General features: G+C 73.2%; 26 protein-coding genes and 1 riboswitch. Of the genes, 9 read left to right on the forward strand and 17 right to left on the reverse strand.

The features are described 5' to 3' along the window. Positions 1-17 precede the first annotated feature (17 nt). Genes ACIBVP_RS08105 through ACIBVP_RS08115 form a run of 3 tightly spaced genes read left to right on the forward strand, consistent with a single transcriptional unit; the run spans position 18 to position 3,936 of the window. Entirely contained in the window at positions 18-1,961 is a 1,944-nt protein-coding gene (locus tag ACIBVP_RS08105; RefSeq protein ID WP_396105300.1) for a putative cobaltochelatase, read from the forward strand. After that, positions 1,961-2,575 (forward strand): cob(I)yrinic acid a,c-diamide adenosyltransferase, encoded by a 615-nt coding sequence (cobO, locus tag ACIBVP_RS08110; protein ID WP_396105301.1) that lies wholly within the window; start codon positions 1,961-1,963, stop codon positions 2,573-2,575. Before ACIBVP_RS08105 ends, cobO begins: the two co-directional genes overlap by 1 nt. Further along, entirely contained in the window at positions 2,572-3,936 is a 1,365-nt protein-coding gene (locus ACIBVP_RS08115) for a cobyrinate a,c-diamide synthase (RefSeq protein ID WP_396105302.1), read from the forward strand. The genes cobO and ACIBVP_RS08115 overlap by 4 nt, the downstream gene beginning before the upstream one ends. Here ACIBVP_RS08115 and ACIBVP_RS08120 read toward each other — a convergent pair. Then, positions 3,828-4,562 carry a CbtA family protein gene (locus ACIBVP_RS08120; RefSeq protein WP_396105303.1) on the reverse strand — a complete coding sequence of 245 codons (735 nt, stop codon included), beginning with the start codon at positions 4,560-4,562 and terminating at the stop codon, positions 3,828-3,830. The two genes, ACIBVP_RS08115 and ACIBVP_RS08120, sit on opposite strands and share 109 nt — an antisense overlap. After that, positions 4,562-4,774: a CbtB-domain containing protein gene (locus tag ACIBVP_RS08125; protein WP_396105304.1), complete on the reverse strand. Its 213-nt coding sequence runs from the start codon at positions 4,772-4,774 to the stop codon at positions 4,562-4,564. The genes ACIBVP_RS08120 and ACIBVP_RS08125 overlap by 1 nt, the downstream gene beginning before the upstream one ends. Before the next feature lie 31 nt (positions 4,775-4,805). Next, positions 4,806-4,941: riboswitch (cobalamin riboswitch) on the reverse strand. A gap of 12 nt (positions 4,942-4,953) precedes the next feature. Here ACIBVP_RS08125 and ACIBVP_RS08130 point away from each other — a divergent pair. After that, complete coding sequence (locus tag ACIBVP_RS08130) at positions 4,954-5,499, forward strand: histidine phosphatase family protein (protein WP_396105305.1); 546 nt, start codon at positions 4,954-4,956, stop codon at positions 5,497-5,499. On the opposite strand, the gene ACIBVP_RS08135 is transcribed toward ACIBVP_RS08130, so the two are convergent. The 10 genes from ACIBVP_RS08135 to ACIBVP_RS08180 all read right to left on the reverse strand — a co-directional run bounded on the left by ACIBVP_RS08135 (position 5,489) and on the right by ACIBVP_RS08180 (position 15,485). After that, positions 5,489-7,111, reverse strand: coding sequence for a DUF885 domain-containing protein (locus ACIBVP_RS08135; protein ID WP_396105306.1), 1,623 nt, complete (start codon positions 7,109-7,111; stop codon positions 5,489-5,491). The two genes, ACIBVP_RS08130 and ACIBVP_RS08135, sit on opposite strands and share 11 nt — an antisense overlap. Further along, on the reverse strand, positions 7,108-8,076 hold the full coding sequence (locus ACIBVP_RS08140) for an LLM class flavin-dependent oxidoreductase (RefSeq protein ID WP_396105307.1): 969 nt from the start codon (positions 8,074-8,076) through the stop codon (positions 7,108-7,110). Before ACIBVP_RS08140 ends, ACIBVP_RS08135 begins: the two co-directional genes overlap by 4 nt. Next, positions 8,073-8,390 (reverse strand): TIGR04076 family protein, encoded by a 318-nt coding sequence (locus tag ACIBVP_RS08145; protein WP_396105308.1) that lies wholly within the window; start codon positions 8,388-8,390, stop codon positions 8,073-8,075. Before ACIBVP_RS08145 ends, ACIBVP_RS08140 begins: the two co-directional genes overlap by 4 nt. Then, positions 8,387-9,625: an amidohydrolase family protein gene (locus ACIBVP_RS08150; protein ID WP_396105309.1), complete on the reverse strand. Its 1,239-nt coding sequence runs from the start codon at positions 9,623-9,625 to the stop codon at positions 8,387-8,389. The genes ACIBVP_RS08145 and ACIBVP_RS08150 overlap by 4 nt, the downstream gene beginning before the upstream one ends. Before the next feature lie 41 nt (positions 9,626-9,666). After that, on the reverse strand, positions 9,667-10,494 hold the full coding sequence (locus tag ACIBVP_RS08155; RefSeq protein ID WP_396105310.1) for a hypothetical protein: 828 nt from the start codon (positions 10,492-10,494) through the stop codon (positions 9,667-9,669). Positions 10,495-10,631: 137 nt separating this feature from the next. Further along, complete coding sequence (locus ACIBVP_RS08160) at positions 10,632-11,465, reverse strand: patatin-like phospholipase family protein (protein ID WP_396105311.1); 834 nt, start codon at positions 11,463-11,465, stop codon at positions 10,632-10,634. 24 nt (positions 11,466-11,489) lie between these two features. Next, positions 11,490-12,575 (reverse strand): ABC transporter permease, encoded by a 1,086-nt coding sequence (locus ACIBVP_RS08165; RefSeq protein WP_396105312.1) that lies wholly within the window; start codon positions 12,573-12,575, stop codon positions 11,490-11,492. After that, the gene (locus ACIBVP_RS08170) at positions 12,576-13,478 is read right to left on the reverse strand and encodes an ABC transporter ATP-binding protein (RefSeq protein ID WP_396105313.1); all 903 of its coding nucleotides are present in this window, start codon (positions 13,476-13,478) and stop codon (positions 12,576-12,578) included. It lies immediately after the preceding gene. A 73-nt stretch (positions 13,479-13,551) separates the two neighbouring features. Then, the gene (locus ACIBVP_RS08175; protein ID WP_396105314.1) at positions 13,552-14,214 is read right to left on the reverse strand and encodes a response regulator; all 663 of its coding nucleotides are present in this window, start codon (positions 14,212-14,214) and stop codon (positions 13,552-13,554) included. Continuing rightward, the gene (locus ACIBVP_RS08180; protein ID WP_396105316.1) at positions 14,214-15,485 is read right to left on the reverse strand and encodes a sensor histidine kinase; all 1,272 of its coding nucleotides are present in this window, start codon (positions 15,483-15,485) and stop codon (positions 14,214-14,216) included. Before ACIBVP_RS08180 ends, ACIBVP_RS08175 begins: the two co-directional genes overlap by 1 nt. Positions 15,486-15,670: 185 nt before the next feature. Between ACIBVP_RS08180 and ACIBVP_RS08185 the strand changes: the two genes are divergently transcribed. Then, positions 15,671-15,796, forward strand: coding sequence for a hypothetical protein (locus tag ACIBVP_RS08185; protein ID WP_396105317.1), 126 nt, complete (start codon positions 15,671-15,673; stop codon positions 15,794-15,796). A 29-nt stretch (positions 15,797-15,825) separates the two neighbouring features. On the opposite strand, the gene ACIBVP_RS08190 is transcribed toward ACIBVP_RS08185, so the two are convergent. Beyond that, on the reverse strand, positions 15,826-16,782 hold the full coding sequence (locus ACIBVP_RS08190) for a helix-turn-helix domain-containing protein (RefSeq protein WP_396105318.1): 957 nt from the start codon (positions 16,780-16,782) through the stop codon (positions 15,826-15,828). 110 nt (positions 16,783-16,892) lie between these two features. Here ACIBVP_RS08190 and ACIBVP_RS08195 point away from each other — a divergent pair, with 110 nt between their 5' ends. Beyond that, a complete protein-coding gene (locus ACIBVP_RS08195; RefSeq protein ID WP_396105319.1) occupies positions 16,893-18,011 on the forward strand; it encodes a hypothetical protein in 1,119 nt (372 codons plus the stop codon). 18 nt (positions 18,012-18,029) lie between these two features. On the opposite strand, the gene ACIBVP_RS08200 is transcribed toward ACIBVP_RS08195, so the two are convergent. Then, complete coding sequence (locus tag ACIBVP_RS08200) at positions 18,030-18,791, reverse strand: SGNH/GDSL hydrolase family protein (protein ID WP_396105320.1); 762 nt, start codon at positions 18,789-18,791, stop codon at positions 18,030-18,032. Then, a complete protein-coding gene (locus tag ACIBVP_RS08205; RefSeq protein WP_396105321.1) occupies positions 18,788-19,984 on the reverse strand; it encodes an amidohydrolase family protein in 1,197 nt (398 codons plus the stop codon). The genes ACIBVP_RS08200 and ACIBVP_RS08205 overlap by 4 nt, the downstream gene beginning before the upstream one ends. A 151-nt stretch (positions 19,985-20,135) precedes the next feature. Between ACIBVP_RS08205 and ACIBVP_RS08210 the strand changes: the two genes are divergently transcribed. Then, entirely contained in the window at positions 20,136-20,825 is a 690-nt protein-coding gene (locus ACIBVP_RS08210; RefSeq protein WP_396105850.1) for a lysophospholipid acyltransferase family protein, read from the forward strand. Positions 20,826-20,835: 10 nt separating this feature from the next. Here ACIBVP_RS08210 and ACIBVP_RS08215 read toward each other — a convergent pair whose 3' ends face one another. Further along, the gene (locus ACIBVP_RS08215) at positions 20,836-21,648 is read right to left on the reverse strand and encodes a class I SAM-dependent methyltransferase (RefSeq protein ID WP_396105322.1); all 813 of its coding nucleotides are present in this window, start codon (positions 21,646-21,648) and stop codon (positions 20,836-20,838) included. A gap of 59 nt (positions 21,649-21,707) precedes the next feature. Here ACIBVP_RS08215 and ACIBVP_RS08220 point away from each other — a divergent pair, with 59 nt between their 5' ends. Beyond that, on the forward strand, positions 21,708-22,295 hold the full coding sequence (locus ACIBVP_RS08220; protein WP_396105323.1) for a TetR/AcrR family transcriptional regulator: 588 nt from the start codon (positions 21,708-21,710) through the stop codon (positions 22,293-22,295). A 7-nt stretch (positions 22,296-22,302) separates the two neighbouring features. On the opposite strand, the gene ACIBVP_RS08225 is transcribed toward ACIBVP_RS08220, so the two are convergent. Then, the gene (locus tag ACIBVP_RS08225; protein ID WP_396105324.1) at positions 22,303-22,803 is read right to left on the reverse strand and encodes a DUF4383 domain-containing protein; all 501 of its coding nucleotides are present in this window, start codon (positions 22,801-22,803) and stop codon (positions 22,303-22,305) included. Between the two features lie 144 nt (positions 22,804-22,947). Between ACIBVP_RS08225 and ACIBVP_RS08230 the strand changes: the two genes are divergently transcribed. Beyond that, positions 22,948-23,646, forward strand: coding sequence for an endonuclease/exonuclease/phosphatase family protein (locus ACIBVP_RS08230; RefSeq protein ID WP_396105325.1), 699 nt, complete (start codon positions 22,948-22,950; stop codon positions 23,644-23,646). Positions 23,647-23,659: the final 13 nt, after the last annotated feature.

A 23,659-nucleotide genomic window follows, 5' to 3' on the forward strand; every position in this document is an offset into this window, starting at 1 on the left:
CCGGGGAAGGATCGCGCATGACCTCGGGCTACCCGTTCTCAGCCGTCGTCGGCCACGACGACCTGCGTCTCGCTCTCCTGCTCAACGCCGTCCACCCCGCCATCGGCGGCGTGCTCGTGCGGGGTGAGAAGGGCACCGCGAAGTCGACCGTCGTGCGTGGACTCGCCGCGTTGCTGCCCGCCGTCGTCGTGGTCGAGGGCTGCCGGTTCAGCTGCGACCCGGCCGCACCCGATCCCGCCTGCCCCGACGCGCCGCACGACGGCGCCGCCACGACCACGCCCGCCCGGCTCGTCGAGCTGCCGGTGGGTGCCACCGAGGACCGGCTCGTCGGGTCACTCGACCTGGAACGTGCGCTGACCGCCGGAGTACGGGCCTACCAGCCGGGTCTGCTCAGCGCGGCGCACCGCGGTGTCCTGTACGTCGACGAGGTGAACCTGCTGCACGACCACCTGGTGGACCTGCTGCTCGACGCCGCCGCCATGGGCCGCGCGCACGTCGAGCGGGACGGCGTCTCGGTGTCGCACGCCGCGTCGTTCCTGTTGGTGGGCACGATGAATCCCGAGGAGGGTGAGCTGCGGCCGCAGCTGCTGGACCGGTTCGGCCTCACCGTGGAGGTGGCGGCGGCGCGGGACGTGGCCGTGCGCACGGAGGTGATCCGGCGGCGGCTCGCGTTCGAGGCGGACCCGTCCGGGTTCGCGGCGCGGTGGGCGGCGGAGGACGCGGCGCTGGTGCGGCGGATCACCACGGCACGCGCCGCGCTGCCGTCGGTGCGGCTGCCGGATGCCGAGGTACGCAGGATCGCCGCCTTGTGCGCGTCGTTCGACGTGGACGGCATGCGCGCGGACCTCGTCGTGGCACGGGCCTCGGTGGCGCACGCGGCGTGGCGCGGCGCGGGCGAGGTCGCCGCACAGGACGTCGAGGCGGCCGCGCGCCTGGCGCTGCCGCACCGCAGGCGGCGCGACCCGTTCGACGAGCCGGGCATCGACGAAGAGCAGCTCCAGCAAGCGTTGCGGGACGCCGATCCCGACCCGCCACCGGACGACGACCCTGGTGGTGGCCCGGGTTCCGGCGGCGACCCCGCCGATTCCACAGCGGACCCGTCGGGGACGCCGAACAGCGGCAACGGGAACACCACCCAGCCCGCCGCGACACCGGATCCCGCGTTCCAGGCGCGGCTCTTCTCCGTCGACGGCGTCGGCGAAGGCGCCCCGGGCCGCCGTTCCCGCGCCCGCTCGGGTTTCGGCCGCACACTGCGCGCCACACGGGGACGCGGCCACGGCCTGCACCTCGTCGGCACGCTCGCCGCCGCCGCGCCACACCAGCTCGCCCGCGGCCGGAGCGGACCCGGCATCGTGCTGTGGCGCGGTGACGTCCGCCGTGCCGTGCGGGAAGGCAAGGAGAGCAACCTCGTCCTGTTCGCGGTGGACGCGTCCGGGTCGATGGCGGCGCGCAAGCGGATGTCGGCCGTCACCGGGGCGGTGGTCTCGCTGCTGCTCGACGCCTACCAGCGCCGCGACAAGGTCGGTCTCGTCACGTTCCGCGGCGGCTCCGCCGACCTCGTGCTGCCGCCCACGTCGTCGGTGGAGGCGGCCGTCGCCCGGTTGCGGCGCCTGTCCACCGGTGGCCGCACCCCGCTCGCCGACGGGTTGCTCCGCGCGCACCGAACCCTGGCCACGGAACGGTTGCGCGACCCGAGACGGCGACCGCTGCTCGTGGTCGTCACCGACGGCCGCGCCACCGTGCCGCTGCGCGCGGACCCGGTGGCCGACGCCATGCAGGCCGCCGGGCTGCTGGCCGGGGACGGGGTCGCGAGCGTGGTCGTCGACTGCGAACGCGGCCCGGTCCGGCTCGGCATCCCCGCCAGGCTCGCGCACGCGCTGAACGGCGCCCACGTGCGGCTCGACGAGCTGTCCGCCGACCACGTCACCGGCGTGGTGCGTGCCGCCAGGAGCGTCGCCTGATGCCGCAGGGGAAACCCGAGGCGGTCCCCGACGACGGGCTCACCACCCGTCAGCGCCGCAACCGGCCGCTGCTGATCGTCCACACCGGACCGATGAAGGGCAAGTCCACGGCCGCGTTCGGGCTCGCGCTGCGCGCGTGGAACCAGGGCTGGCCGATCGGCGTGTTCCAGTTCGTCAAGTCCGCCAAGTGGAAGGTCGGCGAGGAGACCGCGTTGCTCGCGCTCGGCGAGGTGCACGAACGGACCGGGCAGGGCGGGCCCGTCGAGTGGCACAAGATGGGTGCGGGCTGGTCCTGGTCACGCAAGCAGGGCACCGAGGTCGACCACGCGGAGGCCGCGCGCGAGGGCTGGCGGGAGATCACCCGCCGCCTGCACGAGGAACGTCACACCCTGTACGTGCTCGACGAGTTCACCTATCCCATGAAGTGGGGCTGGGTCGACGTCGGCGAGGTCGTCGAGACGCTGGCGAACCGGCCCGGGCGCCAGCACGTGGTGATCACCGGCCGGGACGCGGCACCCGAACTGGTCGCGGCCGCCGACCTCGTCACCGAGATGACGAAGGTCAAGCACCCCATGGACACCGGCGCGAAGGGCCAGAAGGGAATCGAGTGGTGACACCGGCGCTGGTGATCGCCGCACCGTCGTCGGGCAGCGGGAAGACCGTCGTGGCAACGGGTCTGATGGCCGCGCTGCGCAGGGCGGGCCACCGGGTGGCGCCGTTCAAGGTCGGTCCCGACTACATCGACCCCGGCTACCACACGCTCGCCGCCGCACGGCCCGGCCGCAACCTCGACCCGGTGCTGGTCGGCGAGTTCCTCGTGGGACCGCTGTTCGCGCACGGGTCCTCGGGCGCGGACATCGCGGTCGTCGAGGGTGTCATGGGACTGTTCGACGGGAAGGTCGGCACGGACGGGTTCGGTTCCACCGCTCACGTCGCCGAACTGCTCGGCGCGCCGGTCGTGCTGGTCGTCGACACCCGGGGCCACAGTTCGAGCCTCGCCGCGCTGCTGCACGGGTTCCGCACGTGGCGGCCCGGCGTACGGCTCGCCGGGGTGATCCTGAACCAGGTCGGCTCGGACCGGCACGAGGCCGTGCTGCGGGACGCGTGCGAGGACGTCGGGCTCGCCGTTCTCGGTGTGCTGCGCAGGAACGCGGCGGTGGACGTGCCGTCCCGTCACCTCGGCCTCGTCACCGCGGCGGAGCACGGCCCGGCCGCGGTGCGGGCGGTCGACGCGATGGCCGACCTGGTGGCGGGCGGCGTCGACCTCCCGGCGATCGTCCACCTGGCACGGTCGGGCACCGGGTTCCCGCCGTGGGCACCGGACATCGAACCGGTGCCGGGAACGCCGGTGGTCGCGGTGGCGGGCGGTCCCGCGTTCACGTTCGGCTACGCGGAACACACCGAGCTGCTGCGCATGGCAGGTGCGGAGGTCGCCGTCGTCGACCCGCTGCGCGACACCGCGTTGCCACCCGGCACCGCCGGGCTGGTGCTGCCCGGCGGGTTTCCCGAGCAGTACGCGGCCGAACTGTCCGCCAACACGGCGCTGCGGGCGGCCGTGGCGGCCGCGGACCTGCCGGTACACGCCGAGTGCGCGGGCATGCTGTACCTCACGCGGTCGCTCGACGGCCACCCGATGTGCGGCGTGCTGCCCGCGGACGCGGCGATGACGAGCACGCTCACGCTGGGCTACCGGGACGTGGTCGCACCACACGACTCGGTGCTGCACCCGGCGGGCACCCGCCTGACGGGCCACGAGTTCCACCGCACCACCGTCACCCCGGCGCACGGCGCCGAACCGGCGTGGCGGTGGCGTGGCGGCACGGACGGGTTCGCGGGTCCGCGCCACCACGCGTCCTATGTGCACACTCACCCGGCGGCGAGCCCGGCCTCCGTCGCCCGTTTCGTCGCGCGCTGCGCCACTCGGTCGAGCAGCACCGCGAACGCGACACCGAGCACCAGCCACAACACCGCCTGAGTGCCGAGCGAGGCGACGCGGAAGTCCCACAGCGTCTGCGCGGGGAAGTCGGCAGGCACCTCGTGGAACCGCGGCAGCAACGCGGCGACGACGGCAACGGCGACGGCGTACCCGATCCCGGCGCCGACACGGGCGAGCCACCCCGGCCGAGCACCGGCCCGCACCGCGACCACCGCCAGCACCAGCGACAGCGCCACCATCGCGAAGTAGGCGGCCGTCCGGTCGCCGATGGTCTCCGCGTGCCCGACCGCGGGCGGGTTCGGCGGGTAGACGAGGAACGGCACGAACGCGACGGCCACGAAACCGATGGCGGTCAACGCGAACGCGGTGGCACGCGGCGTCGGCGTGCCGATCCGCCCGTGGGCGAAGGCGAACGCGAGCGAGAACAACCCGCCGAGCGCGGCGCCGAACGCGCACGTGGCGATCGCCAACCCGAGCGTGCTCTGCACCTCGCGGCTGACCTCGGCCGTGCTGTGGTCAGAGCCGTGGTCGTGGCTGTGCGCACCGGCCTCCTCGATCGAGATGGCGACCTCGACCGGCGGTTCCCCGACCACGGCGGCGAACCCGAACGCGACCACACCGCCGACCAGCCCGGCGAGGAGACCCCAGACCAGCAGGGTGCGCATCAGTGGCACGGGAAACCGAGCAGGTGGCGACCGTCGTGCACGAGCTCGTGCAGGTAGGTGCCGTCGAACACGGACAGGGCGCCCTGTTCCGTGCTGACGAAGTACAGGACGATGACGAACAGCAGCCCCGCGAACACCGCCCACGGCAGGATCTGCCGGACCGGGATGACGGGAATCTGAAGGGGCACGGGCGCGTGCGCGGCCTGCGACATGTCGCCTCCTCGGGCTCGTGCGGCCCGGTTCGTGGAGCGTTTCGACGGCAGAGGGTCTGACTCGTGTCCCCGAGGACACATACAGCGGCGCGACCGTGCCGGGTTCTCACCGGCTTCCTCGTACCATCAGGTCCCTCGCAACGTATTCAGCCCGGTCGTCGGTTGTCAACAGGAGAAAGATGACCATGCGTCTCGTGCTCGTCTGCCACGGCGCCACCTCGGCGACGCGCCGTGCCGCGTTCCCCGCCGACGAACCGCTGGAGCACCCGGAGGTCGTGCTCGAGCCGCTGCGCGCCGACGTGACCTTCCGCACCCCGGCCGTGCGGTGCCTGCAAACCGCGGTCGCACTGGGTGTGGACGCGGTGCCCGACGACGGGCTGCGGGACTGTGACCACGGTATCTGGCGGGGCCGCACGCTCGACGAGGTGACCGCGGACGATCCACTGGCCGTGCACGCGTGGCTGACCGATCCCGCCGCCGCACCCCACGGCGGCGAGTCCACTCGGGACTTCCTCGGCCGGGTCGGCGCGTGGCTGGACGCGCTTCCCCGCGAGCACCACCGGATCGCCGCGGTGGTGACCCCGGCGATCGTGAAGGCCGCCGTGGTGCACGCGGTGCTCGGCACACCCGCGTCGTTCTGGCGCATCGACGTGCCGCCGCTGTCGCGGACGGTGCTGTCCGGCCATCCGATGTCGTGGACGCTCCGGCTGCCGGTCAGCCCGTGAGGAACCGGCGCAGCGGGCCAAGTCCCATCGGACCGAGCGCCAGCGCCTTGGCGTGGAAGGCCTTGCGGTCGAAGCCGGTGCCCTCGGCTCGTTCGGCCGCCGCGCGGGTCTCCCGCCAGAGACGGGCGCCGACGGCGAACGACAGGGCCTGTCCTGGCCAGCCGAGGTAGCGGTCCACCTCGAAGCGCGCCGTGGCCGGGTCGAGCCCCGCCACGTCGACGAGGACCTGGCGGGCGACCGCCGGGGTCCACTCGCTCGCCTCGGTGACGCCGTTGTGCCTCAGGATCGGCGGCCGCAGGTGCAGGCCGAGGTCGATGACGACGCGGGCCGCGCGCCACCGCCGGTCCAGCAGCATGCCGATCCGCTCCCCCGCGTCCCGGATCAGCCCCAGCTCGTCGGCGAGCTGTTCCGCGTAGTGGGCCCAGCCCTCGGCGTACCCGTGCACGTGGCACAGCGAGCGCTGCCACGGGTGCGACGGCAGCGTCATGGTGATCGCGTGCTGCAGGTGGTGGCCCGGCAGCGACTCGTGGTGGAGCGTGCTGACCTCCCGCCACGTCGCGATCCGGTCGGCGTCCGAGGGAACGGTCCACCACACCCGGCCGGGCCGGGTGAGGCCGGGGTCGGGCGGGTTGTAGTACATGACACCGGCGTCGGCTCGCACGATGTGGCACTCGACGGTCCTGGTGCGCGCCGGGATGTCGAAGTGGGTGCCGTCGAGGGCGTCGGTGGTCTCCGCGACGCGGTCACGCAGCCAGCCGACCAGGGCGTCGGCGCCGGACAACCGGTACCGCCGGTCCTCGTCCAGTGTGGACAGTGCGGCGGGCACGCCGTCGGCGGTGATCGTGGCCGCCTCCGCCGCGAGGGCCGTGTCCAGGTCACGGAGCAGGGACCAGCCGTGGTCGTACAGTTCGTCCAGGTCAACGGTCGCGCCGAGGAACGCCCGTGCGGTCAGCTCGTACAGCTCACGGCCCGCGGCGTCGTCAGCCGTGGCGTGCGCGGCGAGTTCGCCGGTCAGGAACGCGGCGAACTCGGCGGTCGCCCGTGCCGCGGCCGCGGCGGCGCCCGCCAGGCGGGTCGCGAGTGGGCCTTCGCCGGGGTACCGGCGGGCGAGTGCCGGGTAGAAGTCGTCGCGGGTCGGGTCCACCCAGGACGCGCACTGGGCGGCGACCGCGCGGATCTGGCGCAGTGGCACGACATGCCCACGCTGGGCCGAGGTGCGCAGCGTCGTCGCGTAGTCCGACAGCGCGCCCGGCACGTGCTCCAGGTTGACGGCCACGGCCGCCCAGTCGTGTTCGGTGCCGGTCGGCAGGTCGTCGAACACCTCGCGGACCTGGTGCACGGGGGTGGCGAGCGGTGCGAGGAGCCGGGTGGTGAACCCGGCCTCGTACAGGTCGGCGTCGCTCGCCGACCGTTCGGCGAGCGCGGCGCCGAGCGGGTCCGAGGTATCCACTGTGGACGCGGCGGTGGCGAGTTCGTGTCGTGCCGCGAAGGCCTCCGGGGACAGGTCGGGGATGACGACCTCGGGGGTCTCGCCGAGCGCCTGGGCCGCCTTCGGGTCGAGCCGTGCCAGTCCGGCGAGGTAGTGGTCGGCCGCTGCCACCGGGTCGGTCATCCCGCGTCCCGCAGCCTGGGCAGTACGGCGCGGCCGAGCAGGTCGACGCCGTGCCGGTCGGTGGTGCCGTGCGGGGTGCCGAACTCGACCCGGCTCGCGCCCGCCTCGAAGAGCGCGTGCGCGTGGTCTGCCACGTCGTCCGGGGTGCCCGCGAAACAGAACCGGTCGAGCAGGTCGTCGGGGATGAGCCTGCCCGCCTCGTCGTGTGCGCCGGCGGCGACGAGCGCACCGAGGCGCGCCGCAAGTTCCGGGTCGACGGTCACTGTCCGGTCCAGCGCGACGACCACGTCCACGTACATGGCGACCTCCGCGCGGGCCCGTGCCCTGGCGACGGTACGGTCCTCGTCCACGACGGTCACGGCACCGGCCACCACACCGACGTCCGCGTCACCGAGCCAGGACCGCATCAACGCCACCATGTCGGGGTTGGCGCAGCCGCCGAGCTTCACCTCGTCCGCGCACCCGGCGGCCACCCGCGCGCCACGCGGACCCCACGTGCCGAGGAGCACGTCCACCCGTTCGCGGTGGACCGGGTACCGCGCGAGCCCGGGCGGGACGCGGAACACCTCACCCTCGTACGCCTCGCCACGCAGCACCGCCGCGACGACGTCCACCGCCTCCCGCAGTGTCCGCAGTGGACGGTCCGCGGCGACGCCGACCCCGTCGAGCCACGAACCCCGCGCGAGCCCGAGGTAGGCCCGGCCGCGAGACACCGCGTCGAGCGCCGCGACCTGCCCGGCGATCTCGACGGGGTGGGTCAGGTACGGGTTGAGGCACGCGGCGCCGAGCCGGACCCTGCTGGTGTGCGTGGCCATCACGATCAGCGGGAAAAGCGACGGCTGGTAGCCGAGGTCGTTGAACACCGACACCCCGTCGAAGCCGAACGACTCGGCCGCGACGGCGAGCGCCGCGTAGTCGGCCTCGGTCTTGTCGGTCTGGAACGCCAGCGTGACCGCACGCGTCACGTCAGGTCCTGTGTGGACATCCGAGACACGCCGGTGCGCTCGATGCGCATGACCATCCGCTCCTCCGGGTCGGGACAGGCGACCTCGCTGTCGGCCGCCATCCAGTCACCGGCGGCGAGCGCGCGCTGCTTGGCGGGCAGCAGGGGCAGCACCGCGGCCATGGCGTACAGGCAGAAGTGCCGTCCCTCGGGGATCGTCACCCGGCTCGACTCGCGCACCTCGAAGAAGTCGCCCGGCCGCAGCCCGCACACCGACCGACCCTCGATGCGATCGACCACGACCCGCAGGTCGTACAGCTCCATCTCCCCGCTCACCGGCCCACCGTCCTGCCGAGATCGTCCCGGTACACCACACCGTCCTTCATCACGAACCGCAGCGTCCGCAACGCGGCGATGTCCCTGGTCGGGTCGTCGCGCACGGCGATCAGGTCGGCCCGTCTGCCCGGCTCGACCGTCCCGGTGCGACCGTCCACACCGAGCCACCGCGCGGGCCGGACGGTCGCCGACCGCAACGCGTCCAGCACCGGCATCCCAGCGTCGACCATGAACTCCAGCTCCCGCACGGTGGCCGTGGTGTCGTCGAACGGAGCGTGCGGCGGCATGTCACTGCCCATCGCGATGTCCACGCCGTGGGCGAGCGCGTGCCGGAGGCTGTCCCAGTGGGCCGGTCCGGCACTCAGCGCCCGGTCGATCATCCACGTGGGGACGCCGTTGGCGACGAAGAACTCCTCGCAGCGGCTGACCACGATGGTCGGCACGTACCAGACCCGCCGCGCCGCCATCAGTTTCACGACGTCCTCGGTGAGCTGGTAGCCGTGCTCCACGCAGTCGAGCCCCAGCTCGACCGCCCGCGCGACGACGTCGGCGGGCCCGGCATGGGCGGTGACCTTGCGGCCCCAGTCGTGCGCGACACGGAGGACGGCGGCCATCTCGTCGTCGTCGAGCTGTGGGGTGTCGAGGTGCTCGTGCTCGCCCGCGATGCCGCCGGACACGCACACCTTGATCAGGTCCGCGCCTGCCCGCAGCTGCTGTCGCGTGGCGCGGCGGAAGCCGTCCGCGCCGTCAGCCTCCAGGCCGTCCGCGTCCCACCCGTGCCCACCGGTGCAACACAGAGCGTGCCCGGCGGTGAAGATCCGCGGTCCGTCGACGGCACCGGCGTCGACCGCCTTGCGCAACGCGAAGTCGGTGTAGCCCCGCTCCCCGACGAGACGCACGGTGGTGACGCCCGCGTGGAGGGTGCGGCGCGCGGAGTCGGCCATCAGCAGGACCAGCTCGGCGGGGTTGGCGCGGTGGACGGTGTCGGCGAGCGTGCCGGGCAGGGCGAGTCCGAAATGGACGTGCATGTTCACGAGGCCCGCCATGACGTGGTCCCCGTCGAGGTCGACGACGCGTGCGTCCCCCGGCGCCTCGGCGAGCACGTCGTCGGCGCCGCCGACCGCGCGGATCGTCCCGTCGGCGCCGACCCAGATCCCGGCGTCCGACCGGACATCGTCCCGAACACCGTCGAACACGGCACAGCCGACGAGAACCAGATCCCTCCGGACGGTCACAGGCACCCCTCTCGATCGGGTGCCATCCTAGTGCGGAGGCGCTACAGGTACCTCCGCTCACGAGGACTGTTGCCGATGTCCCGGTACAGCGCGAAGTCCGCGGCCACCATGCCGTGCCCATCACACAGCAGGCACGGCCCGGGCGCCCATCCGCTGACGTCGAACCCGGCGCTCGCCAACCGCGCGATGTCGCCCCACCGGACGAACCCGGACCCCGCGCACCGGGGACAGTCGATCTCGCTGGGCCCGATCCCGATCAGCTGGTCGACCGTCCGGGGAAGCCCCGGCGTCACGGCGGTCCCGAGCATGAGGAAGTCCAGGTAGTAGGGTCCCGGCCACCCGATGTCGAGCGGCCGGTCCTCCACGACGGACCACACGCCGTCCAGGTCGTCGAACGTGACGGTCTGAACTCCGGACAGGTCCTCCCGGCTCGGGAACCCGTACGCCTGTATCCCCGCGCGGAGCAGGTCCGGCTCACGCTGGTCGACGACGAGCACACAGACGAAGTAGTCCCCGGGCGGCACGTCGATCTCGTAACCGGCGTCGATCGCGGCGTCGAAGAGCAGCACGTCCTCGCTGTCGAGGCCGGCGACCAGGACGAGGGGCACCTCCCAGCCGGTCTGCACCCCCGACAGCTCCTCGGAGATGTAGAAGTCGCCGAAGACCCGCACGCTTCGCCGCACGTCACCGTGGAACAGACCCGGGCCGACGACCGGGTGGTCGTCGTGCCACTGGGTGTGGCTGACGAGACCCTGGCCGGTGAGGACCGTCGTGTCGGTGCTGCGTTCCCGCCAGAAGTGGTCGATCGCGCGCTTGCCGAGGTGGCCGAGCAACTGCCCGGCGAGCGGGAACAGCAGGCTCTCGATCATGGCGCACTCCCACGTGGCCGGACGGTCGCACTCGAACGTACGACGCGCAGGCCACGAGGGGAATGCCCTTCAGGGCAGACCAAGGAGCACCGACCAGGCGTGTCCGCCGAGTGCCCTGGCGACCCCCGCCGGGAGGTTCAGCCCCACCAGCGGCGCGCCGCCGCCACCGTCGCCCCGGCCTGGGCGTACCCGGCGTGCGCGGCCGGGGTGCGGACCGCCGGGTCGAGCGGGTCGCCCGCGAAGATCGCCGCGGTCCGCTCGTCCGGTGTGACCACCTCGACGTGCGCGCCACGTCCGGTCAGCTCGGCCACCTGCGTCGTGGTCTGGGGGTCGGCGACCGGTGCGACGACGAGCACCCGGTCGTACCCGGCTGCCAGGTCGACGTTGTTGAGCGACCGGACGCCGCCGTCGACGTACCGGGTGCCGCCGATCGTCACCGGCGGCCACACCCCCGGCACGGCGCAGCTGGCGGCGACGGCGTCCACCAGGTCCACATCGGACCCGCGGTCGAACACCGCCGTCTCCCCCGTGAGCGCCTCGACCGCGACCACCAGGAGCGGGCGCGCTGGCCAGTCGTGCACCGGGAGCCGGGCGGCGATCACGGCCCGCCGCTCGGCCTCGGGCACGGTGTCGGCGGCGAGCGCGAACCTGCCCCGCGCCCGCCGCTCCTCGGCCGGGTCGGCGGGCTCCTCGGTCGCGCTCGTCAGCTCCTCCCACAGCGCCAGGTGGGAGCGGCCGGACGGGGCCAGTTCCCGGTTCTGGCGGGCGGGGTCGACCTGCCTGGCCATGATGTCGGGCAGGTCGATCCCGGTGGCGAGCTGGGTGGCCACGACGGAGCCCGCCGACGTGCCGAGCAGGAGGTCCGCGCCCGCCACGTCGACCCCGGCCGCCGCGAGCCCGGCGAGCAGCCCCGCCTCCCACGCGATACCGGCGAGCCCGCCACCGCCGAGGACCAGCGCACGCGTCGTCATGCCCGGATCATGTCACGCGCACGGTCAGTCGGCGTGCGCCCAGGCCTTCGTGAGCCGCACCTTGCCGCCGGTGTGGAGCAGCGAACCCGAGTAGAGCCTGCTGGCCAGCAGGACGATCAGGACCACCGAGCCCGCCAGCAGGCCGAGCGACGCGATCGGTTCCCACACCATCGCCTCGTCCGCGAACAGCCGGACCGGCATCGCGATCGCGGCGGAGAAGGGCACATAGGACAGCACGGTCATCACGGTCGCGTTGTCGGAGAAGAACATCACCGCGAAGTACGGCCCCATGACGAGCATCATGACGACGCCCATGGTGGACCCGAGGTCCTCCTGCCTGCTCACCAGCGACCCGGTGACCGCCCACATCGCGGCCAGCAGCACGAAACCCAGGCACAGGAACGGCACGAACCACCCCAGCGCGGGGGCCATGACCGCCAGCAGCTCGCTCTGACCGCCGATGCTCAACGCGATCGGCGCGGCCACGGCGATCACCACGACCTGCCCGAGCGTCAGCAGCGCGTGCCCGATGATCTTGCCGGCGAGCAGTGCGCGGACCGGGATCGTCGCGACCAGGATCTCCACGATCCGGGTCTGCTTCTCGGTGACCGTGCTCTGCGCGATCGCGGCGCCGCCGACCCCGAACAGGAGGAACAGCAGCGAGAACACCATGATAACGACCTGCCGCTCGCCCTGTCCGACAGCGGCGGGGTCGAGCAGGTCGACCGGCGGCGCGGTGGCCAGCTGCTCGACGACGTCCTCCGGCGCGTCGTCCAGCCCGATCACGCGCACGCCACCGGCTGCGTCGCCGGTGGTGTCCGGCACGACCGCCGCGTCGACCTCCTCGGTGCGCACCAGCTCCTCGGCGGCGGCGACGTCACCGACCTCCCGGACCTCCAGGTCCGTGTCGGCGAGCGCCCGCACCACGTCCGGCCCGACCGCTGCGACCTTGTCGGGGCTGCCGCCGAACACCGAGGGCAGGATGGCGAACGCGAAGATCCCGGCCACGGTGACGACGAGACCGATCCAGAACCCCTTCGTGGTCAGGAAGGCCTTGATCTCCCGTTCGGCGACCAGCCGGGTCGCCGACGAGAACGAGGTGGCAGCCATTCAGATGACCTCCTTGAAGATCTCGTCGAGCGACGGCACGACCGGTGTGAAGCTGCGGACCTCGCCGCGGCGCAGCGCGTCGGCGAGCACCTGCTGGTCGACCCGGCCGCCGTTGGTGCCCGCGTTGGTTTCCGCGAGGTCGAACACGGCACGCGGCCCGTCCAGGTCGACGATCCGGACGCCGGGGTGGTCCCGCAGCCAGCCCGCGTCGGCGTCGACGACCAGCTCGAAACGCGAACCCCCGTGCCGGGCCCGCAGCTCCTCGCGCGCGCCCGCGGCGGCGATCGTGCCGCCGGAGAGGATCACCAGGTCGTCGCAGAGGCGTTCCACGACGGCGAGCTGGTGGGAGGAGAACAGCACCGGCACCCCGGCCGCGGCGCGCTCACGCAGCACGGCCAGCACGGTGTCGACGGCGATCGGGTCCAGGCCCGAGAACGGCTCGTCGAGGATCAGTGCCTCCGGCTCGTGCACCAGGGCGGCGGCCACCTGCACGCGCTGCTGGTTGCCGAGCGAGAGCGCCTCGAGCTTGTCGCCCGCCCGGTCGGCCAGCTCCAGTTGGTCGAGCAGGCGGGCCGTGTTCGCGGCGGCCTGCTCGGTGGTCAGGCCGTGCAGCCGGCCGAACCACTCGATCTGCTCGGCCACCTTCATCTTCGGGTACAGCCCGCGTTCCTCGGGCATGTACCCGAACCGCTGGCGCACCGACTGCGTCACCGGCTCGCCACGCCACGTCACCGATCCGCCCTGTGGGGCGAGCACCCCGAGGATGATCCGCATCGTCGTGGTCTTCCCGGACCCGTTCGCCCCCAGGAACCCGGTCATGCGGCCGGGCCGGACGTCGAACGACACGCCGTCGAGCACGCGGTGGTCGCCGAAGCTCCGGCTGATGGTCGTCACCTTCAACATGACGGGAACGGTAGGGAACGACCGCCCGCGTGCGCGTCCGGCGCGAGACCGACGGGGAGGTCCCCCGCGCGATCTACCCGAGTGGCTCCGCGCCGCCCGGCGCGACGATTCCCCGCTCGTACGCGAACACCACGGCGTGCGTCCGGTCCCGCAACCCGAGCTTCGTCAGCACCCGCGACACGTGCGTCTTCACGGTCGCCTCGCCGAGGTACAGCTCGGCGGCGATCTCCGCGTTGCTGGCCCCGCGCGCGAGCTGCACCAGCACCTCGAACTCCCGGTCGGTCAGCTCCGGCGGTCGGTGCGCAGGCGCCGCGGGCGCGCCCGCGGAGAACCGGGCGATGACCCGCCGGGTGACCTCGGGCGACAGCAACGCGTCCCCGCGGGCGACCACCCGGACCGCGTCCACGAGGTCCTCCGGCGACGCGTTCTTCAGCAGGAACCCGCTCGCGCCCGACCGCAACGCCTCGAACAGGTAGTCCTCGCGGTCGAAGGTCGTGAGGATGACGACCTTCGTGTCCACCGCGGCCAGGATCCGGCGGGTGGCCTCCAGGCCGTCGATCCCCGGCATCTGCACGTCCATCAGCACCACGTCCGGCCGCAGCCGGGTGGCGAGGTCGACGGCGGCGAGCCCGTCCCCGGCCTCGCCCGCGACCTCGACGTCGTCCTCCATCCCGAGGATGACCCGGAAGCCCGCGCGGACGAGGTCCTGGTCGTCGGCGAGCAGCACCCGCAACATCACGCCTCCCTCGCGCCGACGGGCAGGCTCGCCCGAACCCGGTAGCCGACGTCCCTGCGTGGCCCGGCCTCCAGCTCACCGCCGTGGACCGCGACCCGCTCCCGCATACCGGCCAGGCCGAACCCGCCGCCGTCGCTCCGGCCGGCGGCGCCGCGGCCGTCGTCGGTGATCTCGACCTCGAGTGCCGTGTCGAGGTAGCGGACCCGCACCTCGGCGCTGCGCGCGCCGGCGTGCTTCACCACGTTGGTCAACGCCTCCTGCACCACCCGGTAGGCCGACACCGCGACCCCGTCCGGCACCGGCCGCGGTTCGCCGTACACGCCGTGCCGCACCTCGAGCCCCGCCGACCGGGCCGACGAGACCAGCTCCGGCAGCCGGTCGAGCCCCGGAGTGTCCTCGCGTTGGTCGCTGTCCTCCGCACGCAGCACGCCGAGCAGCCCGCGCAGGTCCGAGATGGCCGTGCGGGCGGTCTCCTCGACGGTCTGCAACGCGTTCCTGGCGAGGGCCGCGTCCTTGTCCAGCGCCCGGCGGGCCGCGCCCGCCTGCACCCCCATCACCGAGACGTGGTGGGCGACCACGTCGTGCAGGTCCCGGGCGATCCGCACCCGTTCGGCCACGATCGCGCCACGCGTGTTCTTCTCCTGCGACTCCCGCAACTGCTCGGCGCGCCACGCCAGCTCGGCCCGCCGGTGCGCGGACAGCCACGCGGTGTTGCCGAACCAGTACGCGGCGAGGAAGAACATCACGTTGAACACGACGCCGTACAGGAACGACGCGAGCCTCGGGTCGAGCGGCCCGGCGGCGTCCTCGAACTCCGAGATGTCCGGCCACGGCAGGGAGATGACGATGGACATCGCGAGCCAGCCGAACATCACGACGATCACGCCGATCCGCGACCAGCGCGCGACCACCCGGTTCCGCTCCCACGCGCCTTCGGTGTAGATCGCGAGGAACAGCACGATCGACGGGATCAGGTTGTCGCCGATCTGCCGCGCCTGCGCGCCGATGAACAGCACGCCGACCACGACCAGCACGGCGAACGGGTACCGGCGCCGCACGGCGAGCGGCAAGGGCAGCGCCGCGCTCCAGATGAGCTGCTCGGGCAGCCCGGGCGCGGCGCCGAACGCGAAGGCGCCCATGCTGTTGATGAGCACGGTCATGCCGAGCGCGCCGACCAGCACCAGGGCCGCGATGCCCACGTCGATCCGTTGTTGCGCGGATGTGGGACCGGGGCGCCGCCACCTGCTCCAGTCCGGTTCGTCCCTCCCCATGCGGGCCAACGTAGCCCATGCAGGTCACGCCGTGGCCGCTGCCCGATGGCCGGGTCCGACCTGGTGCACAGGCCGCGTGCGGACGTGGGGCTGGGGCACGTCACTGATCGGCTCGACGGGCCGGCCCCGATCGACGGCTGTGTGCCATCGGGTGCTCTTCGCCGTCCTCTTCGGACCGACTGTCGATGGCTACGCTGCTCGGGCGCTGGAACTGGTGGCTCCCCCGGTGGCTGGACCGGGCCATGCCGCGCGTGCTCGACCACACGCCGCCGACGCTGGCACCGGAACGCGTGCCGAGCATGGCCGAGTGACGCCACCGGGACCGGCGGGCCACGCACGATCAGCCGCCACCCCGGCCGGGAACGAGACCTCGGCGCTGCGCGAGAACACCCGCCTGGAAACGGGTTCTCGCGCCCAGCGACGTGGCCAGCTCGCTGGTGCGGCGGTGCACCGTGCGCAGGCTCACCCCGAGCTGCCGTGCGATGGCCTCGTCCTTCAACCCGGCCGCCAGCAATGACAACAACCGGGCGTCCGCGCTGTCGCCGACGTCCGGCACCACGGGCTCGGCCGCCTGCCACAGCAGGTCGAACAGCTTCACCAGCGCGTCGAGCAGGGTCGGTGCGTAGACGACGAGCGCGCTGTCGATCATGCCGCTGGTCTTGCCGGTGAACGGCAGGATCGCGGTGGTGTGGTCGGCGATCGCGAGTTTGAGCGGCACGTCCGCGTAGATCCGCGCCTCCTCACCGCTCGCGACGGCCTCGTGCAGCAACGCGAGCGCGCCGGGCACCTCGAGCGCCTCCGGTGCGTAGATGCCGCGGATCCGTACGCCCCGGGACAGCAACGTGTGCTCGGCCGGGTTCGGCTGTTGCGGGTCCTGGGCGTACGGCGGCCGGTCCAGGACGCGCAGCTCGGCGGAGGCCGCCTGCTGCAGCTGGAGGAACTGGGCCGCGACCGCCTCCTTGCCGAGGACGATGCGCAGCTGGTCCTCCGGCCGGTGTTCGGTGGGCAGCCCGGAGGCGAGCGCCGCCGCGGCACGGCGGATCTCGGCGATCTCGGTCTCCCGCCGCGCGACGAGCACGTCGACCGCGGTGTCCGGTGGGGTGGCGACGAAGCGGGCGGGCCGCCCGGGGAGCCTGCTGACGAGGCCGAGCGACTCCAGGGTGGCGATCGCGCCGCGTACGGAACGGGCGCCCCGCCCCGCGAGACCGGCCAGCTCCGTCACGGTCCTGCGGGGGTTGCGCAGCAGCACGCGGTAGACGCTCTCCGCGTCCGGCGGCACGCCAAGAGGTTGCAGCACGTGGCGTTTATATGTCATGGCAGCCCTCTGCCACCACATTCACCTGGTACTCGCGGTCGTCGCCGGGATATCAACTGCCGGGAAGATCGGTGATCGAGCAGGAGGTTCCGGTGAGACGTTTCGGAGTGGTCGTGGTCGGGCTGGCGCTGGTACTCGCCGCGCCGGCGGCGGTGGCCGCGGAGCCGTACGCGGGTGGCTGGCAGTCGCCCCGGTGCGGGGTGGTGGACGGTGACGGCTCGGTCAGCTTCACGAGGAACGAGGGCCGCGCGATCACGCCGACGTCCGTGCCGCAGCAGGCCGTGCAGTACACCTACGATGTGGTGCCGGTCGGGTCGAACGCGCTTCTCGCGGTCGACAACCGCGGCGCGCTGCGGACATCCGGGGACGCGGGCTGCACGTGGACGGCGCTGGGCGGCGTGACCGGGCTCGACGTCCCCCGGCTGACGGCGGCGGGCGACGGTTCCGCGTACGTCTGGGACCAGAACGGCCTGGCCCTGTACCGGGTGCGGGGCACGCGGGTGACGGCGCTGCCGCCGGTCGCCACCGGCTGGGGCCTCGGTGTCGCCGCGCTGGCGGTGAACCGGGACGTCCCGTCGCACGTGCGGGTCGTGCTGGGCGACGGCACGGTCCGCGACTCCCACGACGCGGGCGCCTCGTTCGACACGACCGGCCTTCCCGTCCGCGACGGCGCCGACCTCTGGGTGTACAGCGCGTCGATCGACCCGGCGGACCTGGACCACATCACGATCGGCACCATGGGCGAGGGCGTCTACACGACGTGGCTCGGCGGGTGGCAGTGGACGCGGGCGACGATGGGCAACCCCGGCGAGTCCGTGAACGCGTTCTCCGTCGCCGTGTCACCCGCGAACCCCATGGTCGTGTGGGCGCAGGGCATCAACATCGCTGAGCACGACGCGCACCACCCGTCGGAGGGCAGGCACGTCTACCGGTCCACGGACGGCGGCCGCACGTTCGGTGTCGCGGTCGACCACGTGCCGGGTCAGGTCACGCTGGTCAACGGCGCGTTGCTGGCGCCGCACCCGACGGACGCCGACGTCCTGTACTTCGTGTTCGGCACGTCGTTCGCGAACTACGGCACGGACCTGTTCCGCGTCGACGCCCGCCGCGGCACGCTGTCGGTGGCGCACAACGACCACCACGGCATCACGTCGATCCTGTTCAACCCCCGCGACCCGGCCGTGATGTACCTGGGCTTCGCGGCGGAGTGAGCGGGCGCGCCCGCTGGGTCAGACCATCGCGTCGACGGGCACCCACGTCTCGTGCTTGCCGGTGCGCTCGTCGCCCGACGAGCGGCCGCGCAACCTGCGGTTGAACCACGGGACCACGTGCTCGCGGTAGAAGCGGGCCTCCTCCAGCACGCTCTTGCGGCCCGCGGGTGCCGGTGCCACGACGTGCGCGGTGACGGGGTGGCCCAGCGTGGCGAGCACGCGCGACGCGACGCGGCGGTGCCCGTCCCCGTTGAGGTGCAGGCGGTCCGCGGACCAGTAGCCCGCCTTGCGGATCTCCTGGTCGTTGAACATGTCCACGAAGTCGAGGCCGTGGCGGTCGGCGAGGTCGGCGACCGCCACGGTCAGCTCCGTGCCCCGGCGGTGGATCATGCGGCCGAACGGCAGCCGGGCCGACGGGTCGGCGCCGCTCAGCAGGACCAGCCGCACGCCCGCGTCCGCGCAGCGGCGGACGACGTGCTCGGTGAGCCGCACGAGCCGGGCCAGGTCGATGCCGGGGCGCATCATGTCGTTGCCGCCGCCGTTGAACGTGAGCAGCGTCGGCGCGGGTGAGAGCGCGAGCGCCGCCTCGAGCTGGGTGGTCGCGATCGGTTCGAGCAGCCTGCCGCGGATCGCGAGGTTCGCGTACTGGACCGTCTCCCCGGTCGCGCTCGCCAGCCCGGAGGCGACCAGGTCGGCCCACCCCCTGATCGCGCCGCCGGGCAGGTTGTCGCCGACGCCCTCGGTGAAGCTGTCCCCGATCGCCACGTAGCGCGTGGTCACGACGCCACCCGGACGCCGGCCTGGATGACGGTGCGGCCCGGCCCCCACAGCACGGACGGGTCGCTGAACGGGTCGCCGTCGACGATCAGCAGGTCGGCGGCGGCGCCGACCCGCACGCGGCCGAGGTCGGGCCGGTTCAGGAGGTCCGCGTTGACCGACGTGGCCGAACGCAGCGCGTCGAGCACGCCGTCGACCTCGACCTGCAGCCGCAGCCCGTTGAGCTGTTCGTCCTCCAGCCCGCCCATCAGGTCGGTGCCGAACCCGACGCGGACCCCGGCCGCGCGGGCCAGCTCGATGGCCTTCGCGCCCGCCTCCAGCACCTCGCGGTTCTTCTCCAGACCGACCGCGGCCAGGCCGAACTCGGGGCCCCGCCGGGACATCGCGTCGTAGGTGGCGAGTGTCGGCACGAGGTACGCGCCGCGCTCGGCCATGAGCGCCGCCGTCTCGGCGTCCATGAGGTTGCCGTGCTCGATGGAGCGGACGCCGTTCTCGACCGAGTGGCGGATGGACTCCGGCGAGTAGGCGTGCGCCGCGACGTAGCTGCCGCGCCGGGCCGCCTCGTCGGTGACGGCGCGGATCTCCTCGGCCGAGTACTGCGGGACGCGGATCGGGTCGGCGAGCGACATCACGCCGCCGGAGGTCATCATCTTGATCGCGTGCGCGCCGCGCCGGAACCGGTCGCGCGCCGCGGCCCGTACGGCGTCGACGCCGTCGACGACCTCGGAGGTGAAGGCGTGGCACCCGCAGACGTCGGTGTCGACGCCACGGGGGTCGCCGTGCCCGCCGGTCTGGCTGAGCGCGGCGCCGGTGTAGAAGTAGCGCGGGGCGGCCACGGTGCCCTCGGCGATGGCGCGCGCGAGGCCGGGGTCGCCGCCCGCGACGTCACGCACGGTGGTGAACCCGCGGTCCAGCGCCGCCTTGAGCCTGCGCGCGCCGGTCAGCGCGAGGTAGCTGAGCGGGCTGGACTCGATGGCGAGCATGTCGAGCGAGACCCCGTAGGCGTGGCAGTGGGCGTCGATCAGTCCGGGTAGGACGGTGCGGCCACGCGCGTCCACGACCTCGTCGGCGATCTTGTCGGCGCCGCCCCGGTCGCCGACCGCGACGATCCGGCCGTCCTCGACGTGCACCGGCCCGTCGACCAGCTCGGCCGACTCGCCGTCGAACACCGCCGCGTTGATGATCGCGAGGCTCACCCTTGCTCCCTTCCGCCGTGACCTCAAGCACCGTACCCAGCCGAAACCGGAACCGAGTGGGCGCCTCGATCGTTGCTCGCACAACGTCCAGCCGACGAAAAGAGGCACTGTGGAGTTCGTCTACCCGCCGGTGATCGCCGCCTGCAAGACCATGTTCCGGGTTCTCGACCTGAAACTGGACGTGCGTGGCGCGGAACACATCCCGGCGTCCGGCGGCGCGGTGCTCGCCTGCACGCACGTCAGCTACCTGGACTTCATCTTCTGCGGCCTGGCGGGGCTGCCGTCGCGCCGCAAGACCCGCTTCATGGCCAAGGAACAGATCTTCCGGAACCGGATCGCGGGCCCGCTGATGCGTGGCATGCGCCACATCTCGGTGGACCGTTCGGCGGGCCAGGCGTCCTACCGCGAGGCGGTGACCAAGCTCAGGGCGGGCGAGGTGGTCGGCGTCTTCCCGGAGGCCACGATCAGCCGCTCGTTCACCGTGAAGGCGATCAAGTCCGGCGCGGTCCGCATGGCCGCCGAGGCGGGCGTCCCGGTGATCCCGATGACGGTGTGGGGCAGCCAGCGCCTCTGGACGAAGGGCCGGCCCAAGAACCTCACGCAGCGTCACGTCCCGATCCTGATCCGCGCGGGCGCGCCGTTCCAGCCGACCCCGGACGACGACTCCGAGGTCCTCACCGCCGACCTGCGCACGCGGATGTCGGCACTGCTCGACGAGGCACAGCGCGACTACCCGGAGAAGCCCGCGCCGGGCGCGTTCTGGTTGCCCGCGCACCTCGGTGGCAGCGCCCCCACCCCGGCGGAGGCCGAGTCCTCGGCGGCCGGGTCCACTTCGGACTGACGGCCGCCGGTCAGGCCGGGTCCGCCGCGCGGACCGCGGTGAGCAGCAGCGTCGTGTAGGTCATGGTGAAACTCCCGCCGTGGGCGTCGAGCACGGCGCCGATGCCGGACAGCAGTTCGGAGAGCGTCTCGGCCGGGAAGCGGCTGTGGCCGCCGGAGGTCGGGACGACGTCGAGCCACTCTTCCTTGGTGTAGGGCCGTTCCCAGTCGAACCGGGACTCCTCGGGTTCCGCGAAGGCGCCGACCGCGCGGAGCCCGGCCGTGGCCTTGTCCACGAACACCGAGTGGCCGCCGCCCTGCCTGGCCGCGTCGAAGACGGGGAAGCCGGGCACGACGCGGCGGTAGACGTCGGCGAAGGCCGCGCTCAGGTCGGCGGGCGGGACGGCGACGTTCCAGAACAACGCGAGCACCCCGCCCGGGCGCAGCGCCTCGGCCGCCTTGGCCGCGCCCGCCACCGGGTCCACCCAGTGCCAGGTCTGACCGGCGGCGACGATGTCGAAGGTGCGGCCCGCGGTGTCCCACGACTCGAAGGGCGACACCTCGACGTCGATCCCGCCGCGCCGCGCAGGCCCGGCCATGCGTTCGTCGACCTCGACGCCGAGCACCGCGCAACCCGCAGCCCGGAACTGGCGGGTGGCGATGCCGGTGCCGCACCCGACGTCGACCAGGTCCCGCCCGGGTGCGGCGGTGACGACGCGCTGGATCATGGCCTCGGGATAGCTGGGCCGGGTACGGTCGTAACGCTCGGCGTCCGCTCCGAACGACTCGGCCAGTTCCCGGGCCTGGTGTGATTCGCGGGTGGGTCCCGCAGCGGAAGTGGGCATGCGCCCACTCTAGTGGGCACGCGCCCACTCGAACAAGCTCGAACAAGGCGGGAGGCACGGTGCCGACAGGAGTGGCACTCCGCGAGGTACGCAGGCAGCTGTTCGACGCCGCGGAGCGGGTCCTGCTGCGCGACGGGCCCAGCGCGTTGACGAGCCGCGCGGTCACCACCGAGGCGGGCTGCGCGAAAGGCGTGCTGCACCGGCACTTCTCCGACTTCGACGCGTTCCTCGCCGAGCTGGTCCTGGACCGCATCGACCGCATGGACCCGCAGGCCGCCGCACTGCGCGAGGCCGCGGGCACGGGCACCGTCACCGTCAACCTCACCACGGCGCTGACCGCGTTGTTCGAGTCGGTGGCGGTGCGACTGGTCAGCCTGATCACCGCCCGCGACGGTCTGCGAGCCCGCCTGCGCGAGACGATCCCCGCCGGCGTCCCGGTCCTGACCGAGGGCTCGGCGATGATCACCGCCTACCTGGCGGCGGAACGCGACCTGGGCCGCATCGCCGCGGACGCGGACCCGGAGATGCTCGCGTTCCCCCTGATCGGCACCACGCACCTGCTGTACGCGGGCCGCGAGGACGCCCCGCCCGACGACGGCGCGGTCGAACGCATCGTGACGACGATCGTCGGCGGCGCCCTGCGCTGACCCCCCGTCAGACCCGCAGGAGCATGCCCGCCGGCACCCGGCCAGCGGCGGCCATGCGCGGCGTGCGCTGGTCGTCGCGGGTCGGTGGGCGGCTGCGGACCGGCCGCCTGCCGGGGTCCGCGTCGTCGCGGAAGTGCGCCACCTCGGGTGTGGTCCTGGCAGGCGCCTCGGCGGGCGCGCCGCCGGACAGCACCGCGATGCCGATCATGCTCGCGACGATCGACAGGTGGACGCCCACGTTCGCGGTGTGGAACGGGACGAGGGTCGGGTCGACGACCGCACCGAACTGCCACAGCAGGAAGTACACGACACCGCCGCCGATGAGGAACACCTGCGCGCCCCGGCGGTCCCGGCTCAGCGCGAAGCCCACCAGGCCGAACGCCAGGTGGACGACGTTGTCCAGCACGCCGACCCCGGTGTCCAGAACGGCGGCCAGCACGAACAACCCGGCCACGACCAAGGTCGCGACCTGCCCCGGCTCATGACGTGTGCGCTCGTACTCCCTCATTCCCGCCTTCCCCTCTGCCGACGCGGCTGGGACGCCCCACCGGAGTGGTGCACCTACACCATGCCCCCGAAACCCGTCGACGCGCGCGGCGACGCGCCGGTTCCCACCCGAAGATCAACGAATCCGGGTGATTAGCATCGCCGCGTGATCACGGTCGCGACCTGGAACCTGCTGCACCGCGTGCACGCCGAGAACTGGGACGAGGACGTACCGCGGCGGTGGCCGGACGAGGACGAGCGGATCGCCGCGATCACGGCCCGGCTCGCGGCGCGCACCGAGACGGTCATCGCGTTGCAGGAGGTCAGCGGGGACCAGCTCGCGAGCCTGCGGGAGGGGCTGCCCGGCCGCACGTTCCTGTCCTTCCGGTACCCGCGCGTCCCCACACCGCGCACGGGCCGGGACCCGCTACGAGACCGCGGCGAGCACCTGGTGCTGCTGGTGGACGGTCCCGCGACGGCGGTCACCGAGGAGTCGTTCGCCGACGACAGGGGCAAGGGCGCGCTCGCCGCGACCGTCGGTGACCTGCTCGTGATCGCCACCCACGTCAGCGGCGACCGGCGCCGCACCGGCCAGCTGGCGCGCCTGGCCGAGCTGGCCGGGCCCGAGACCGTGCTGCTCGGCGACTTCAACACCACGCGGGGCACGATCACGGCCTGCCTCGGCGACGGGTTCACGGTCGCCGGGTTCCCGGCCGACAGCCCGCCGACCCGCCCCGGCCCCGGCCGCGGGTTCATCGACCACGTGGTCACCCGCGGCGTCACCGCGGGCACGGCGACCGTGGCCGACTCCGGCGGCCTGTCGGACCACAACATCGTCCACGCCGGGATCACACCTCGAAGGTGAGCAGGCTCGCGGG

This window comes from Actinophytocola sp. NPDC049390 (assembly GCF_044466355.1).
GTDB lineage: Bacteria > Actinomycetota > Actinomycetes > Mycobacteriales > Pseudonocardiaceae > Actinophytocola.

Coding starts and splice junctions, on each gene's coding strand:
- cobO (WP_396105301.1), top strand. CDS start 1,961: ATGCCGCAGGGGAAACCCGAGGCGGTCCCCGACGACGGGCTCACCACC.
- ACIBVP_RS08125 (WP_396105304.1), bottom strand. CDS start 4,774: ATGTCGCAGGCCGCGCACGCGCCCGTGCCCCTTCAGATTCCCGTCATC.
- ACIBVP_RS08225 (WP_396105324.1), bottom strand. CDS start 22,803: ATGAGGGAGTACGAGCGCACACGTCATGAGCCGGGGCAGGTCGCGACC.
- ACIBVP_RS08135 (WP_396105306.1), bottom strand. CDS start 7,111: ATGACCGACCCGGTGGCAGCGGCCGACCACTACCTCGCCGGACTGGCA.
- ACIBVP_RS08215 (WP_396105322.1), bottom strand. CDS start 21,648: ATGCCCACTTCCGCTGCGGGACCCACCCGCGAATCACACCAGGCCCGG.
- ACIBVP_RS08180 (WP_396105316.1), bottom strand. CDS start 15,485: ATGGGGAGGGACGAACCGGACTGGAGCAGGTGGCGGCGCCCCGGTCCC.
- ACIBVP_RS08155 (WP_396105310.1), bottom strand. CDS start 10,494: ATGATCGAGAGCCTGCTGTTCCCGCTCGCCGGGCAGTTGCTCGGCCAC.
- ACIBVP_RS08170 (WP_396105313.1), bottom strand. CDS start 13,478: ATGTTGAAGGTGACGACCATCAGCCGGAGCTTCGGCGACCACCGCGTG.
- ACIBVP_RS08185 (WP_396105317.1), top strand. CDS start 15,671: ATGGCTACGCTGCTCGGGCGCTGGAACTGGTGGCTCCCCCGGTGGCTG.
- ACIBVP_RS08105 (WP_396105300.1), top strand. CDS start 18: ATGACCTCGGGCTACCCGTTCTCAGCCGTCGTCGGCCACGACGACCTG.
- ACIBVP_RS08130 (WP_396105305.1), top strand. CDS start 4,954: ATGACCATGCGTCTCGTGCTCGTCTGCCACGGCGCCACCTCGGCGACG.
- ACIBVP_RS08210 (WP_396105850.1), top strand. CDS start 20,136: ATGTTCCGGGTTCTCGACCTGAAACTGGACGTGCGTGGCGCGGAACAC.
- ACIBVP_RS08165 (WP_396105312.1), bottom strand. CDS start 12,575: ATGGCTGCCACCTCGTTCTCGTCGGCGACCCGGCTGGTCGCCGAACGG.
- ACIBVP_RS08175 (WP_396105314.1), bottom strand. CDS start 14,214: ATGTTGCGGGTGCTGCTCGCCGACGACCAGGACCTCGTCCGCGCGGGC.
- ACIBVP_RS08120 (WP_396105303.1), bottom strand. CDS start 4,562: ATGCGCACCCTGCTGGTCTGGGGTCTCCTCGCCGGGCTGGTCGGCGGT.
- ACIBVP_RS08160 (WP_396105311.1), bottom strand. CDS start 11,465: ATGACGACGCGTGCGCTGGTCCTCGGCGGTGGCGGGCTCGCCGGTATC.